This is a genomic window from Allobosea robiniae (assembly GCF_900102525.1).
Lineage (GTDB): Bacteria > Pseudomonadota > Alphaproteobacteria > Rhizobiales > Beijerinckiaceae > Allobosea > Allobosea robiniae.
In genome coordinates this window covers 381,320-394,088 of sequence record NZ_FNBZ01000006.1, presented here as the reverse complement: position 1 = coordinate 394,088, position 12,769 = coordinate 381,320, and the positions used below count along the sequence as shown (strand labels likewise).

Sequence of the window (12,769 nt, the reverse complement as noted above, 5' to 3'; positions counted from 1 at the left end):
TTCAAACGCGCCTAATTCGGCGGCGCGGAAGGCCCGAAATCCTAAGGTCCGACGTCTTGCAGCGCTCCAAACTCCTGCCCCTGATCGTCGCTTGTGCGCTGTTCATGGAGAACACCGATTCGACGGTGATCGCGACCTCGCTGCCGGTGATCGCGAAATCGCTCGGCGAGGACCCGATCGCGCTGAAGCTGGCGCTGACCTCCTATCTCGTCAGTCTCGCCGTCTTCATCCCGATCTCCGGCTGGATGGCGGATCGCTTCGGCGCCCGGACGATCTTCCGCTCGGCGCTCTGCGTGTTCATGCTGGGCTCGTTGCTCTGCGCGGTCTCCAACTCGCTCGGCGCCTTCGTCGGCGCGCGCTTCATCCAGGGTATGGGCGGGGCGATGATGGTGCCGGTCGGGCGCCTCGTCATCCTGCGCAGCGTCAGCAAGTCGGAGATCGTGGGGGCACTCGCCTATCTGACGATTCCGGCTCTGGTCGGGCCTGTCGTCGGGCCGCCGCTCGGCGGCTTCATCACCACCTATTTCGACTGGCGCTGGATCTTCCTCATCAACATCCCGATCGGCCTCGTCGGCCTGGTGCTGGCGAGCCTGTTCTTCGAGGATGTCCGCGAGGAGGACGTTCCGCCCCTCGATATCCGCGGCTTCCTGCTCTCTTCCTTCGGATTCGCCAGCCTGATGCTCGGGCTCAATACGGGCGGCCGCCATCTGGTGCCGGAGGCGGTATCCTATGCCTGCGTGCTGGGCGGCGCTGCGGCGCTGGCGGCCTACTGGTTCCATGCGCAGCGCGTGCCCTATCCGGTGCTCAACCTGTCGCTGTTTCGGATTCCGACCTTCCGGACCGGCGTGATCGGCGGCTCGGTCTTCCGGACCGGCATCGGGGCCATTCCGTTCCTGCTGCCGCTGATGCTGCAACTCGGCTTCGGGCTTGATGCGCTGCAGTCCGGCCTGATCACCTTCGTCTCGGCGGCCGGCGCGCTGATCATGAAAACGCTGGCGAAGTCCATCCTGACGCGCTTCGGCTTCCGGCGGGTGCTGACCGTCAACGCCGTGATCGGCGCCGCCTTCCTCGCGGCCTCCGGCCTGTTCACGCCGACGACGCCGCACGCGATCATCTTGTCCGTGCTGCTGGTGGGCGGCTGCTTCCGCTCGCTGCAATTCACCGGCATCAACGCGCTGAGCTATGCCGACGTCTCCAATCGCGAGATGTCGAGCGCGACCAGCCTGTCCGGCGTGGCCCAGCAGCTCTCGTTGAGCATCGGCGTCACGATCGGTGCCTTCGCCCTGGAGAGCGCCCATGTCCTGCATGGCGGCACGACGCTTGCAGCCGGGGATTTCTGGCCGGCCTTCCTGATCGTCGGCCTGATCTCGGCGTCGTCGGTGTTCTGGATGATGCAGCTCGCCCCGGATGCCGGCGCCGAGGTTTCCGGCCATGTCCCGGTCAGCGCGCGCAAGGTCACCGCCGAGGCGATCGCGGAGCAGAAGCCGCTCGACTAACTTGCGAGATTCCCTGTCTTGCCGCAAGGTCAGGGCATGCAAGCGGCGCCCGCTCCCCCGGACGAGACGCGCTACAATCTCTGCGTCGGCAACGGCGCGGCCCGGCTCAAGTTGGCCGAAACCGAACTGACGCTCAGCGCGGACGGCATCTCTTATGAGCTTGACGGTCGGTCGGGCTTGCGGCCCTTCGCCAATCTCACGAGCGTGCGCCTGCAGGCGGTCAATGGCGGGCCGCGTTCGCCGTGGGAAGCCCTGGCGGAATTGACCTTCAGTGCCGGCCGGCCGCTCTTCGTCCATTCCAGCAGCCCCTGGGGCGTGGACGATCCGCAGCGCGATACCACCTTCATCGCCTTCATCGAGGATCTGCACCGCCGCCTCGTCGCGGGCGGGCATGGTGCTATCGCGTTCCGGCGCGGCATTCCCGAGGGGCGCCACCATTTCCTGATCGTCGTGACGCTGATCGCCGCCGTGATTTTCGGCGGCGCCGGATTGACGGTTCTTTACATCGGCCTGAGCGGCAGGGCCGGGTTCTTCGAGGTGGCTGGGCCGCTCTTCGGCCTCGGCGGCTTCGGCTTCTGGATCTGGGCTTCCGTGACGCGGAACGCGCCGGGCACATATGATCCGCGCCACTTGCCACGGGATGTCTTCCCGGAGTGACGGCAGGTTCCTGTCCGGCGGCAGCAGGTCGACGTCAGCGCGGCCACATCATCCGGCCGAGCTGCTCCAGAGTCTTCGCCTTCGTCGGCCAGTCGGCGATCGCGATCTTGCCCACCGGATCGCTGGCGCGGTGCAGGAAGGTGAGAATCAGCAGCCGCCGGATCAGCGCATCGTCGATGCGGTCCGGACCGTAACCGTAGCCTGCGAAGAGCGCGCGCACCCGGCCGGGCCGGCCTTCGGTCATGAAGGCGCTGGGACCGAGCAGATCATACTCCCCCAGGCCGGCGAAGACGTCGCCGAAGTCGAACAGGCCGGCGAGATGCCAGCCGTCGCCACCCTCTGCCAGCAGGAAATTCTCGGGGATGTATTCGCCTGTCAGGATAACCGGGTCGATGTCGCGGGGAACGGCGGTCGACGCTGCCGCCAGAAGCTCGTCGAGCTCTTCGAGATAGCGTGCGGGCAGGCCGAGCCTGATCTGGCGCGCCCGGCAATGCGCGATCTGGCCGCTGATGAAGGCGGGCCAATCAGGGCCGAGCGCGGCGATCGGACCGGGTGGCACAGCCTGAACCGCGGCGATCGTCGCGCCGATCTCGGCCAGGATGCGCTCCTTCGCGGTTTCGGTAAGACCGGGCCAGACTTCCGAGCCGAGCGCGCCGTCGAGCCGCGTCATCGCAAGCCAGGGCCAGCCGTCGCGCTCGCCTTCGGCCACGAGCTCGGGAACCGGCAGCGGCAGCCTGTTCGCCAATTGCCCCAGCGAGGCACGCTCCGCCAGGAACTGTCTCCGCAGCAGGGGCGGGAAGATCTTTAGGATCAGCGTCGGGCCGAGGCCGATGACGAGGTTCGTCCCGGTGCCGAAGACGGTGACATCGGCCACGGGCAATCCCGCCGCGCCGGCGATATCGAGCGCCGCAGGTAGCCAGTCATTCGCTTGGCCGCGCCAGTCGTCGAACGCATCGATATCGGCAAAATGCGGCAGGCCGACCGTCATTCGGCTTCGTCGCGCCCGCTATCTTCCGTATTCTTCCGCCGATACCCGGTCGCCAGCACGTAAAGCTCGGAGGAATCGGCGCGGCTCGCCGCCGGCTTGACGTTGCGCACCGTGGTGAAGTCGCGCTTCAGCATGGCAAGGAGTTCGGCGCTCTCGCCGCCCTGGAACAGTTTTGCGAGGAAGAAACCGCCCGGCGCCAGCACGTCATGCGTGAATTCGACCGCGGCCTCGGCGAGCGCGATGATCTTGAGGTGGTCGGTCTTCTTGTGGCCGGTGGTGTTGGCGGCCATGTCGGACATCACGCCGTCGGCTCGGCCGCCGAGACGCTCGGTCAGCAGGGCAGGCGCCTCATCGGCCATGAAATCCATCTGGATCAGGTCGACGCCGGGAATCGGGTCGACGGCGAGCAAGTCGATGCCGACGATATAGCCCTTGCCCTGTTCCAGCCCGATGCGCTTGGCGGCGATCTGGCACCAGCCGCCCGGCGCGCAGCCGAGGTCGACCAGACGTTGCCCGGATTTCAGGAACTTGTAGCGGTCGTCCATTTCCTCGAGCTTGAAGGCCGCGCGCGAGCGGTAGCCCATCTCCCTGGCCCGCTTGACGTAGGGGTCGTTGAGCTGGCGCTCGAGCCAGAGCTGCGAGGAATGCTTGAGCTTGCCGGCCTTCTTGACCTTGACGCGCATGTCGCGCGCGCCGGCAGGCTTGCCGCCGGTCTTGCCGCCCGATTTTCCGGTGCTCATCGTGTCGAACCTATTTCCGCCGCCACCAGGCGCGGTCCTCATGCATCATGCGCAGCAGGATGCCCTCGCGCAGGCCGCGATCGGCGATGCGGACGCGCTCGCTCGGGAACGCGCGGCGGATCGCCTCGAAGATCGCGCAGCCGGCCAGCACCAGATCGGCGCGCTCGCGGCCGATGCAGGCATTCGCCGCCCGGGCGGCATAGTCCATCTCGATCAGGCGGTCGATCACCGTGAGGATGTCGCGCTGATGCATCCACAGCCCGTCGACCTCGCGCCGGTCATAGCGCGGCAGGTCTAGATGGATGCCGGCGACCGTCGTGACCGTGCCGGAGGTGCCAAGCAGATGGAAGCTGCGGGAGTCCTTGGCCCCGGCCGCCTTCTTCGCGAAGGGCGCCAGCGCCTGCGCGCAGTCATCGACCATCCGCTCGAACAACTCGCGGCTGACCTCGATGCCGCCATAGCGCTCGGCGACCGTAACGACACCGATCGGAAGCGAGGCCCATTCGCGGATGCGGGCGGCGGGATCGCGCGCCTCGCTGCGGCCGCCGAGCCAGACGATCTCGGTCGAGCCGCCACCGATGTCGAAGACGATAACGCTCTCGGCGGCCGGATCGGTCAGAGCAGCGCAGCCGGAGACGGCGAGCGCGGCTTCCGTGCGCTGGTCGATGACCTCCAGTGCCAGTTCCGCCTCCGCCGCGACGCGGCGGATGAACTCGAGCCCGTTGGTGGCGGCGCGGCAGGCTTCGGTGGTGACGAGCCGGGCGCGGGTGACGCCGCGATTCGCCATCTTGCCGCGGCAGATCTTCAGCGCCTCGACGGCGCGGTCCATCGCGGCATCGGCGAGGCGGCTGCTCGCGGCCAGGCCCTCGCCGAGGCGCACGATGCGGGAGAAGGCATCGACGACGCGGAAGCCGTGCTGCGCCGGCCGGGCGATCAGCAGGCGGCAATTATTGGTGCCGAGATCGAGCGCCGCATAGGTCGCGGATGGTGGACGCGGGGCAGAGGGCTGCTCGAAGCTCCTGAACGGCGTGACAGACGGAACCGCACCGGCCCGCTGCGGATCGGCGTTGCTTCTTTGCGGAGGCGCCACTGACGTGACGTCCCGTTGTTGCCGGTCCTCGACCGCCACCGATCCCAATCCCTCAACCTGTCCTATGCCCTGGAGCACGGACAGGGGCCGCAACACGGCGCGGCCCTGCTTCGTGATCAAGCTAACTACAGGGCAGACGACATGCCAAGCAGAACCTTGCCCGCTGGGAGACTTGCCGGACACCGGACCGCTTGCGCGGGAACCGGCTGATCGGCCAGTCTCCGCCGGCTTGACGCAAGACAGGGCAGGGAACCGACATGGCCGCCAGACATATCCTCGCCATCGACCAGGGCACGACCTCCTCGCGGGCGATCCTGTTCGATGCATCGCTCGGCGTGGTGGCCAGCGCCCAACGCGAGTTCCCGCAGCATTTCCCGGCCTCGGGCTGGGTCGAGCACGAGCCGGAGGATATCTGGGAGAGCGTGCTGGCCACGGCACGCGAGGCCCTTGCCAAGGGCGGCGCGAGCGCGGCGGATATCGCCGGCATCGGCATCACCAACCAGCGTGAGACGACGCTGATCTGGGACCGCCGGACGGGCCGGGCCATCCACCGCGCCATCGTCTGGCAGGACCGGCGCACGGCGCAGGCCTGCGCGGCGCTCGTCGCTGCCGGTCATGAAGAGCTTGTCGCGGAGCGGACCGGCCTGCGCATCGATCCCTATTTCTCCGCCACCAAGATCGCCTGGCTGCTCGACAACGTTCCCGGAGCCCGGCGCCGGGCGGAAGCGGGCGAGCTTGCCTTCGGTACGGTCGACTGCTTCCTGCTCTGGCGGCTAACCGGCGGGGCCGTGCATGCGACCGATGCGACCAATGCCGCACGCACCATGCTGTTCGACATCGGCCGCGGCGCCTGGGATTCCGATCTGCTCGACCTGTTCGGCATTCCGGCAGCGCTGCTGCCTGAAGTGCGCGACTGCGCCGCGCATTTCGGCGATACCGCGCCGGAGCTTTTCGGGGCGCCGATCGCTGTGCGCGGAATTGCTGGCGACCAGCAGGCGGCGACGATCGGGCAGGCCTGCTTCTCGCCCGGTATGGTGAAATCGACATATGGCACTGGCTGCTTCGCGCTGCTCAACACAGGCAACATGCCGGTGCGCTCGAAACATCGCCTGCTCAGCACCGTCGCCTACCAACTCGACGGCCAGCGGACCTATGCGCTGGAAGGCTCGATCTTCATCGCCGGCGCGGCCGTGCAATGGCTGCGCGACGGGCTCGGCATCATCGAAAGGGCGAGCGAGACCGGGTCGTTGGCAGAGGCCGCCGATCCCGAGCAGGACGTCTATCTGGTGCCGGCCTTCGTGGGCTTGGGCGCTCCGCATTGGGACGCGCATGCGCGCGGAGCGCTATTCGGACTGACCCGCAATTCCGGGCCGCGCGAGTTCGCACGCGCCGCGCTGGAAAGCGTCTGCTACCAGACGCTCGACCTCGTCGAGGCGATGCGGGCCGACTGGCCGGACGCCGGCGCGGGCAAGCAGTCGGTGCTGCGGGTCGACGGCGGCATGGTCGCCTCAGACTGGACGATGCAGCGGCTCGCCGACATCCTCGACCTGCCCGTCGACAGGCCGACTGTTCTGGAGACGACGGCGCTCGGCGCGGCCTATCTCGCCGGGCTCGATGCCGGCCTGCTGCCGGAGCCCGATCGATTCGCCGACATGTGGCGGCTGGAACGGCGCTTCTCGCCGGCCATGGCCGCCAGCGAGCGCAAGCGCAAGGTCGCCGGCTGGCGCGATAGCGTCAGGCGGACGTTGAGCTCAACCTGAGAAGGGCAGCCAGCGTCGCTCCGCCGAGGACGCCACGGCGCATTCGATGAAGCGCACGCCGCGCGCGCCGTCGCCGACCTTCGGATAGTCCGCGTCGAGCGGGTCGGCTGTCGTGCCGGCCTTGCGCGCCCGGATATCGGCGAAGACGCCGCGATAGATATTGGCGAAGGCCTCGATGAAGCCTTCCGGGTGGCCTGCCGGGATGCGCCCGGCGCGGCGGGCGGCTTCGCAGAGCCAGGACGAGGCGCGCGTGAAGATCTCGGTCGGCCCCTCGCGGCGGTGATGGACGAGCCGGTTCGGCTCCTCCTGCCGCCATTCCAGCGTTCCGTTCTCGCCGGAGACGCGCAGGCGCAGATCGTTCTCCAGCCCGGCATTGATCTGCGAGGCCACGAGGACGCCTCGCGCGCCACCCTTGAAGCGCAGCAGCATGCTGGCATCGTCATCGAGCGCACGGCCGGTCACGAGCGCGCCGAGGTCGGCGACCAGTTCCTCGATCTGCAGCCCGGTCACAGACGAGACGAGGTTCTCGGCATGGGAGCCGATATCGCCGAGCGCGCCGGCGATGCCGCTGCGGGCCGGGTCGGTGCGCCAGCTCGCCTGCTTGTTGCCGGTGGCCTCCAGCGCGGTCGCGAGCCAGCCCTGATTATACTCGACCACGACCTTGCGGATGGCGCCGAGTGCGCCCGAGCGCACCATCTCGCGCGCCTGACGGACCATGGGATAGCCGGTGTAGTTATAGGTGACCCCGAAGACGGTGGCTTGGCGGGCGACCGTCTCGACCAGCGTCCCGGCTTGCTGGCTGGTATGGGTCAGTGGCTTGTCGCAGACGACGTGGAAGCCCGCTTCCGCGAAAGCCTGCGCGATCGGGAAATGCGTGTCGGTCGGCGTGACGATGACGACGAGATCGACGCGCTCGGAGGCCGGGCGGGCGAGCTCGGCTTCGAGCAGAGCCTGCCAGCTTGCGTGGTTATGCGCATCGGCGATGCCCAGCGCGCGGCCGGATTCACGGGCGCGCTCGGGCGTCGAGGAGAGGGCGCCCGCAGCCAGCTCCGCCTGCCCGTCGAGCGCGATGGCATGGCGGTGCACGGCGCCAATGAAGGCATCGCGGCCGCCGCCGATCATGGCATAGCGCAGCCTTGGCGCGGGTTCGTCGTTCATCGCGTGACCTGATGTTCTTGGAGATGCGGCCGCCGCCGGAGCGGCGGCCGGAGGGTGCTGCCGCTCAGAACGGCGAGTCGGGGTGGTAGAACTCCTTGGCGTTGCTCTTGTCGATCAGCACCGAGGGGATGATCGTGGTCGCCGGCAGCTTCTCGCCTTTCAGGCGAGCTTCCGCCGTCAACTTGATCGATTCATAGATGAATTTCGGGGAGTAGCTGACATTGGCCTGGATGCGCGGATCCTTGCCGTCGAGGATGATCTTGACCATGTCCTTGGCCCCGGCGCCGCCGAAGATCACCTTGATGTCCTTGCGCCCGGCCTGGTCGATGGCGCGGATCGCGCCGAAGGCCATGTCGTCATCGGCCGCCCAGAAGGCGTCGATATCCTTGAAGCGGGTCAGGAAATCCTGCGTGACCTTGTAGGCGTCATCGCGGTTCCAGTTGGCGTATTTGGCGTCGAGCAGCTTGATGTCGGGATGGCCCTTCAGCACGGCGTTGAAGGCGTCCATGCGCTCGTTGTCGAGCGTCGTCGGGATGCCGCGGAGCGCCACGACATTGCCTTTGCCGCCGAGCGTCTTGGCGATGTACTCGGCCGGGATCTTGCCGAAGGCGGTGTTGTCGCCGGCGACATAGGCATCCTGCGCCGAGGTGTCGGTCAGGCCGCGGTCGACCACCGTCACATAGGCGCCCTTCGCCTTCACATTGGCGACCGGCCGGGTCAGCGCCGCCGATTCGAACGGGAAGACGACGAGCGCGTTGATCTTGGTGACCGTGCTCAGGTCCTGGAGCTGGTTGGCCTGCTCGATGGCGTTGGCGGCGGTGCGGATCGTGATCTTGAGGTCCTTGTGCTTGGCCTCGAGATCCTTCTTCGCCTGGTTCGCCCAGTAGTTGATGCCGCCCATGAAGCTGTGCGTCGCGGCGGGAATGGAAACGCCGAGATTGACGGGCTCGGCTGCCGCGCTCGTCGCGGCGAAGGCGAGGCCCGCGGCGGTGGCGAGCATGAGGCTGCGTCTGGTCTGCGTGGACATCGCTTCTCTCCCTGGTTGACCGCCTTCAGCGGCGGCCTTTCTGCAAAAACGCGACGGTGATGATGACGAAGCCCTGCACGGCGGCGTTGAGATAGACGCTGATCAGGCTCGTCAGGTTGAGGATGTTGCTGATCACCGACAGCAGGATCGCGCCGATGACCGTGCCGGTGATGCTGCCATGGCCGCCCTTGAGCGCCGCGCCGCCGACGATGACCGCGGCGATGGCCTCAAGCTCCCAGAGCAGGCCGGTCGTCGGCGAGGCCGAGCCCAGGCGCGGCACATAGAGCAGCGTGGCGACGCCGACGCAGAGCCCGAGCAGCATGTAGGTGAGGATCTTGACGCGCTCGACATCGACAGCGGCGTAGCGGGCCACGGTCTCGTTCGAGCCGATCGCCTGGACATGCCGGCCGAAGATCGTGCGGTTCAGGATGAGCGCGCCGAGCAGCGCGACCAGCAGGAAGACCCAGACCGGGATCGGCACGCCGAGGAAGCTGCCATAATAGACCGGCGCGTAGAGATCGGCCAAGGCGTTGTCGAGGGTGAGCGCTCCACCATCGGCGAAATAGGTGAGGTATGCCCGGTAGATGCCGAGCGTTCCTAAGGTGACGATGAAGGGTTCGATGCGGCCCTTTGCGATCAGGATGCCGTGCAGCAGCCCGAAGACACCGCCGAGCACGACTGCGAGCGCAGCCCCACCGATCACCGCCATCAGCGGCGAGCCGAAGGCACTGGCCGCCCAGTTGATGAAGAGGATGACGCAGCCGGCAATCAGCGCTGCCATCGAGCCGACCGAGAGGTCGATGCCGCCGAGGATGATGACGAAGCACATGCCGACCGCGATGATGCCGATGAAGGCGGTGCGGGTGAGCACGTTCAGCGCATTGTCGAGCGTGGCGAAATCGCTGTTCAATGTGGCGCCAGCCGCACAGAGCAGCACGAGGCCGATGATCGGCCCGAAAGCGGCGATGCGGTCGCCGAGCGGGACGGTCGCCTCGCGGGCGCGGGCCTCGGCTCGCTCTGCGGTGTCAGGCTGCGACATGGCGGGTCCCTGTGGCATGGGCGATCATCGTCGCTTCGGTCATCTCGTCGCCCTCGACCGTCGCGACCAGCCGGCCCTCGCGCATCACCGCCACGCGATGGGCGAGGCCGATCAGCTCGATCAGCTCCGAGGAGATGACGATGAGGGCAAGGCCCTGGGCGGCGAGCTTCTGGATGAGGAAATAGATCTCGCGCTTGGCGCCGACATCGACGCCGCGCGTCGGCTCGTCGAGGATCAGTACACGCGGTTCGGGATGCAGCACCTTGGCGAGCGCCAGCTTCTGCTGGTTGCCGCCCGAGAGCGAGGCGGCCCTCATGCCGAGCGAACCGGCGCGGATGCCGAATTCGCCGATGGCGGCTTCCAGCGCTCGCTGTTCGGCCTCGTGGTCGAGCAGTGGTTTCGCGTAGCGTTCCAGCGCCATCAGCGTGAGGTTGGGCCGCAACGGGAAGTCGATATGCAGGCCCTTGCCCTTGCGGTCTTCGCTCAGATAGGCGAGCCCGTGACGGGTGGCGTCGCGCGGCGAACGGAGCTGGATCAGCTTGCCGTCGCGCCTGATCGTGCCGCTGCCCGGCCTCAGACCGAGTATGCCTTCGAACAGCTCCGTGCGCCCGGCGCCGACCAGACCGGCAAAGCCGAGGATTTCGCCCGGCCGCACGGTAAACGAGATGTCGCTGGCCCAGCCCGGCACAGAAAAATTCTCGACCGCCAGGGCCGGCGGCAGCGCGGAATCGGCCGCGATCTTCTCGGGAAAGAGATCGGCGATCTCGCGCCCGACCATCATCGTCGCCATGGCGTGGCGGGTGAGCGAGGCCGTCGGGGCGCGGCCGACGAAGCGGCCGTCGCGCATGACGATGACCTCGTCGGTGATGCGTTCGACCTCGTCGAGCTTGTGCGAGATGTAGATGACGGTGATGCCCTCGGCCCGCATCCGCTCGATCAAGGCGAAGAGCTTTCCGGCCTCCGACGGCGTCAGCGTGGCGGTCGGTTCGTCCATGATCAGCAGGCGGGCTTTGCGTGACAAAGCCTTGGCGATCTCGACGAGCTGCTTCTCGGCGACGATCAGGCGCCGCACCGGCGTATCGGGGGCCCGCGCCAGCCCGACCTGATCAAGGGCGGTCTGTGCCCCGCTGCGCATCGCGTCTTCGTCGAGCAGCCAGCCCTTGCGGCGCTCATGCCCAAGGAAGATGTTGCCGGCGATCGTCAGGTCATCGGCCAGGTTGAACTCCTGATGGATCAGGACGATGCCTTTCGCCTCGGCTTCGCGAGAACCGGCGAAGGCTGCTGGCTCGCCGTCGATCAGGACGAGCCCCTCGCTCGGCTGCTCGTAGCCGGCGAGGATCTTCATCAGTGTCGACTTGCCGGCGCCGTTCTCGCCGAGCAGCCCGTAGACCTTGCCAGGCTCGAGATCGAAGGAGACGCCATGCAGCACCTCGACCGGGCCGAAACGCTTGACGATGCCGTCGAAACCGACAGCGAGGCCCGCGGTAGCGCTCATGCCGGGCCTCCCGCACGGAGCGCCTCGCGCATAGCGAGCACGCCGGCGCCGATCAGCCCGGTCTCAGGGCCGAGCGGGGCGGAGGTGATCTCGAGATGGCGCGTCGAAAGGGCGAGCGAGCGCTGGTTCACGCTCTGGCGGATCGCGGCGAGGAACATCGGGCCGATCGCCGAGACGCCGCCGCCGATGAAGATATGCGACGGGTTGTAGAAATTGACGAGCGCGGCCAGCACCTGGCCGATCAGACGGCCGGAGCGGCGCACGATCGCGTCGGCCTCGGCATCGCCGGCCCGGCTGGCGGCGCCGATATCGGCCGCTTCGAGCTGGCCTTTCGTGACGAGGCGGTCTGCCAAAGCGGGGCTGCGGCCGGCTTGGGCTGCTTCCAGTCCCATCGCGACGATGGCGGGTGCGGCGGCCATGGCCTCGACGCAGCCGCGATTGCCGCAGCGGCAGAGCGGGCCTTCGGGATCGGCGCAGATATGGCCGATATCGCCGGCCGAGCCGTTCGAGCCGCGATAGAGCTCGCCATGGCAGACGATGCCGCAGCCGATGCCGGTGCCGACCTTGATGACGAGGAAGTTCTCGATCTGCTTGCGCTGGCGCCAGAGCACGCCGAGCGCCATCAGGTTCACGTCGTTATCGACGAAGATCGGCGCGTCGGTGATCTCGCGCAGGTCCTCGCGGATGGCATAGCTGTCCCAGCCCGGCATCAGCGGCGGGTTGACGAGCTGGCCGGCGGCGAAATTGACCGGGCCGGGCACGCCGATGCCGACGGCGAGCACGCGATCCGGCGCGATACCGTTCTCGGCGAGCATTGCGGGCAACAAAGTGCGCAGGCGGGCCATGATCGGGCCGGGGCCGGCCTGAACATCGGCTTCCTGCGCGTGGCGGGCGATGATGCCGAGATCGGGGCGGAGCAGCGCGATGTCGAGGCTGGTCGCGCCGATATCGATGCCGACGAGCACGCCGATACGGCGATGGACGCAGAGTGTCTCCGGCCGCCGGCCGCCGGTGGAATGCTGGACGCCGGCCTCGTCGAGCAGGCCTTCCTCGATCAATCCGGCGGCGATCGCATTGGTCTTGCTGCGCGAGAACTGCAGGCTGTCGGCGAGCGCATGGCGGGCGGCGCCCCCGGACCAGAAGGTGGCCTCGAGCAGCGCAAGCTCGTCCGGGCTCAGCCTGTGCCAGGGCAGGGCGATCGCAGCCTCCTGTTGTTTCCCGCTCGGCCTTGTGGTGGCCGTTGCGATGCAGGCTATGGGATGGTCTCGAAACAGCTCAAGACCGAACTTCAACCTAATTCAGGCGGAAGTTAAATTGAA

Annotated in this window: 11 protein-coding genes; 3 read left to right on the top strand and 8 right to left on the bottom strand. The window is 67.7% G+C overall.

Annotated elements, in window-relative coordinates:
• Positions 1-56 precede the first annotated feature (56 nt).
• Together BLQ70_RS18605 and BLQ70_RS18600 are read left to right on the top strand one after the other, a co-directional pair.
• A complete protein-coding gene (locus BLQ70_RS18605) occupies positions 57-1,496 on the top strand; it encodes a DHA2 family efflux MFS transporter permease subunit (RefSeq protein ID WP_061967714.1) in 1,440 nt (479 codons plus the stop codon).
• 36 nt (positions 1,497-1,532) lie between these two features.
• On the top strand, positions 1,533-2,153 hold the full coding sequence (locus tag BLQ70_RS18600) for a hypothetical protein (RefSeq protein WP_091859613.1): 621 nt from the start codon (positions 1,533-1,535) through the stop codon (positions 2,151-2,153).
• 34 nt (positions 2,154-2,187) lie between these two features.
• On the opposite strand, the gene BLQ70_RS18595 is transcribed toward BLQ70_RS18600, so the two are convergent.
• The 3 genes from BLQ70_RS18595 to BLQ70_RS18585 are packed head-to-tail and all read right to left on the bottom strand — an operon-like array spanning position 2,188 to position 5,010.
• Positions 2,188-3,141 carry an aminoglycoside phosphotransferase family protein gene (locus BLQ70_RS18595; protein WP_091859611.1) on the bottom strand — a complete coding sequence of 318 codons (954 nt, stop codon included), beginning with the start codon at positions 3,139-3,141 and terminating at the stop codon, positions 2,188-2,190.
• Positions 3,138-3,881, bottom strand: a complete 744-nt coding sequence (locus tag BLQ70_RS18590) for an RlmE family RNA methyltransferase (RefSeq protein ID WP_091859608.1) — start codon at positions 3,879-3,881, stop codon at positions 3,138-3,140. The genes BLQ70_RS18595 and BLQ70_RS18590 overlap by 4 nt, the downstream gene beginning before the upstream one ends.
• Positions 3,882-3,891: 10 nt before the next feature.
• Positions 3,892-5,010: a Ppx/GppA phosphatase family protein gene (locus tag BLQ70_RS18585; RefSeq protein WP_425284608.1), complete on the bottom strand. Its 1,119-nt coding sequence runs from the start codon at positions 5,008-5,010 to the stop codon at positions 3,892-3,894.
• Between the two features lie 218 nt (positions 5,011-5,228).
• Between BLQ70_RS18585 and glpK the strand changes: the two genes are divergently transcribed.
• Complete coding sequence (gene glpK / locus BLQ70_RS18580) at positions 5,229-6,731, top strand: glycerol kinase GlpK (protein ID WP_091859604.1); 1,503 nt, start codon at positions 5,229-5,231, stop codon at positions 6,729-6,731.
• Here the strand turns inward: glpK and BLQ70_RS18575 are convergent.
• The 5 genes from BLQ70_RS18575 to BLQ70_RS18555 all read right to left on the bottom strand — a co-directional run bounded on the left by BLQ70_RS18575 (position 6,723) and on the right by BLQ70_RS18555 (position 12,742).
• Positions 6,723-7,889 carry a Gfo/Idh/MocA family protein gene (locus BLQ70_RS18575; RefSeq protein ID WP_091859600.1) on the bottom strand — a complete coding sequence of 389 codons (1,167 nt, stop codon included), beginning with the start codon at positions 7,887-7,889 and terminating at the stop codon, positions 6,723-6,725. The genes glpK and BLQ70_RS18575 overlap by 9 nt on opposite strands.
• 64 nt (positions 7,890-7,953) lie before the next feature.
• Entirely contained in the window at positions 7,954-8,916 is a 963-nt protein-coding gene (locus BLQ70_RS18570) for a substrate-binding domain-containing protein (RefSeq protein WP_091859597.1), read from the bottom strand.
• A 25-nt stretch (positions 8,917-8,941) separates the two neighbouring features.
• On the bottom strand, positions 8,942-9,955 hold the full coding sequence (locus BLQ70_RS18565; RefSeq protein WP_091859594.1) for an ABC transporter permease: 1,014 nt from the start codon (positions 9,953-9,955) through the stop codon (positions 8,942-8,944).
• On the bottom strand, positions 9,942-11,450 hold the full coding sequence (locus tag BLQ70_RS18560) for a sugar ABC transporter ATP-binding protein (RefSeq protein ID WP_091859591.1): 1,509 nt from the start codon (positions 11,448-11,450) through the stop codon (positions 9,942-9,944). The genes BLQ70_RS18565 and BLQ70_RS18560 overlap by 14 nt, the downstream gene beginning before the upstream one ends.
• Positions 11,447-12,742 carry an ROK family protein gene (locus BLQ70_RS18555; protein ID WP_210184321.1) on the bottom strand — a complete coding sequence of 432 codons (1,296 nt, stop codon included), beginning with the start codon at positions 12,740-12,742 and terminating at the stop codon, positions 11,447-11,449. Before BLQ70_RS18555 ends, BLQ70_RS18560 begins: the two co-directional genes overlap by 4 nt.
• Positions 12,743-12,769: the final 27 nt, after the last annotated feature.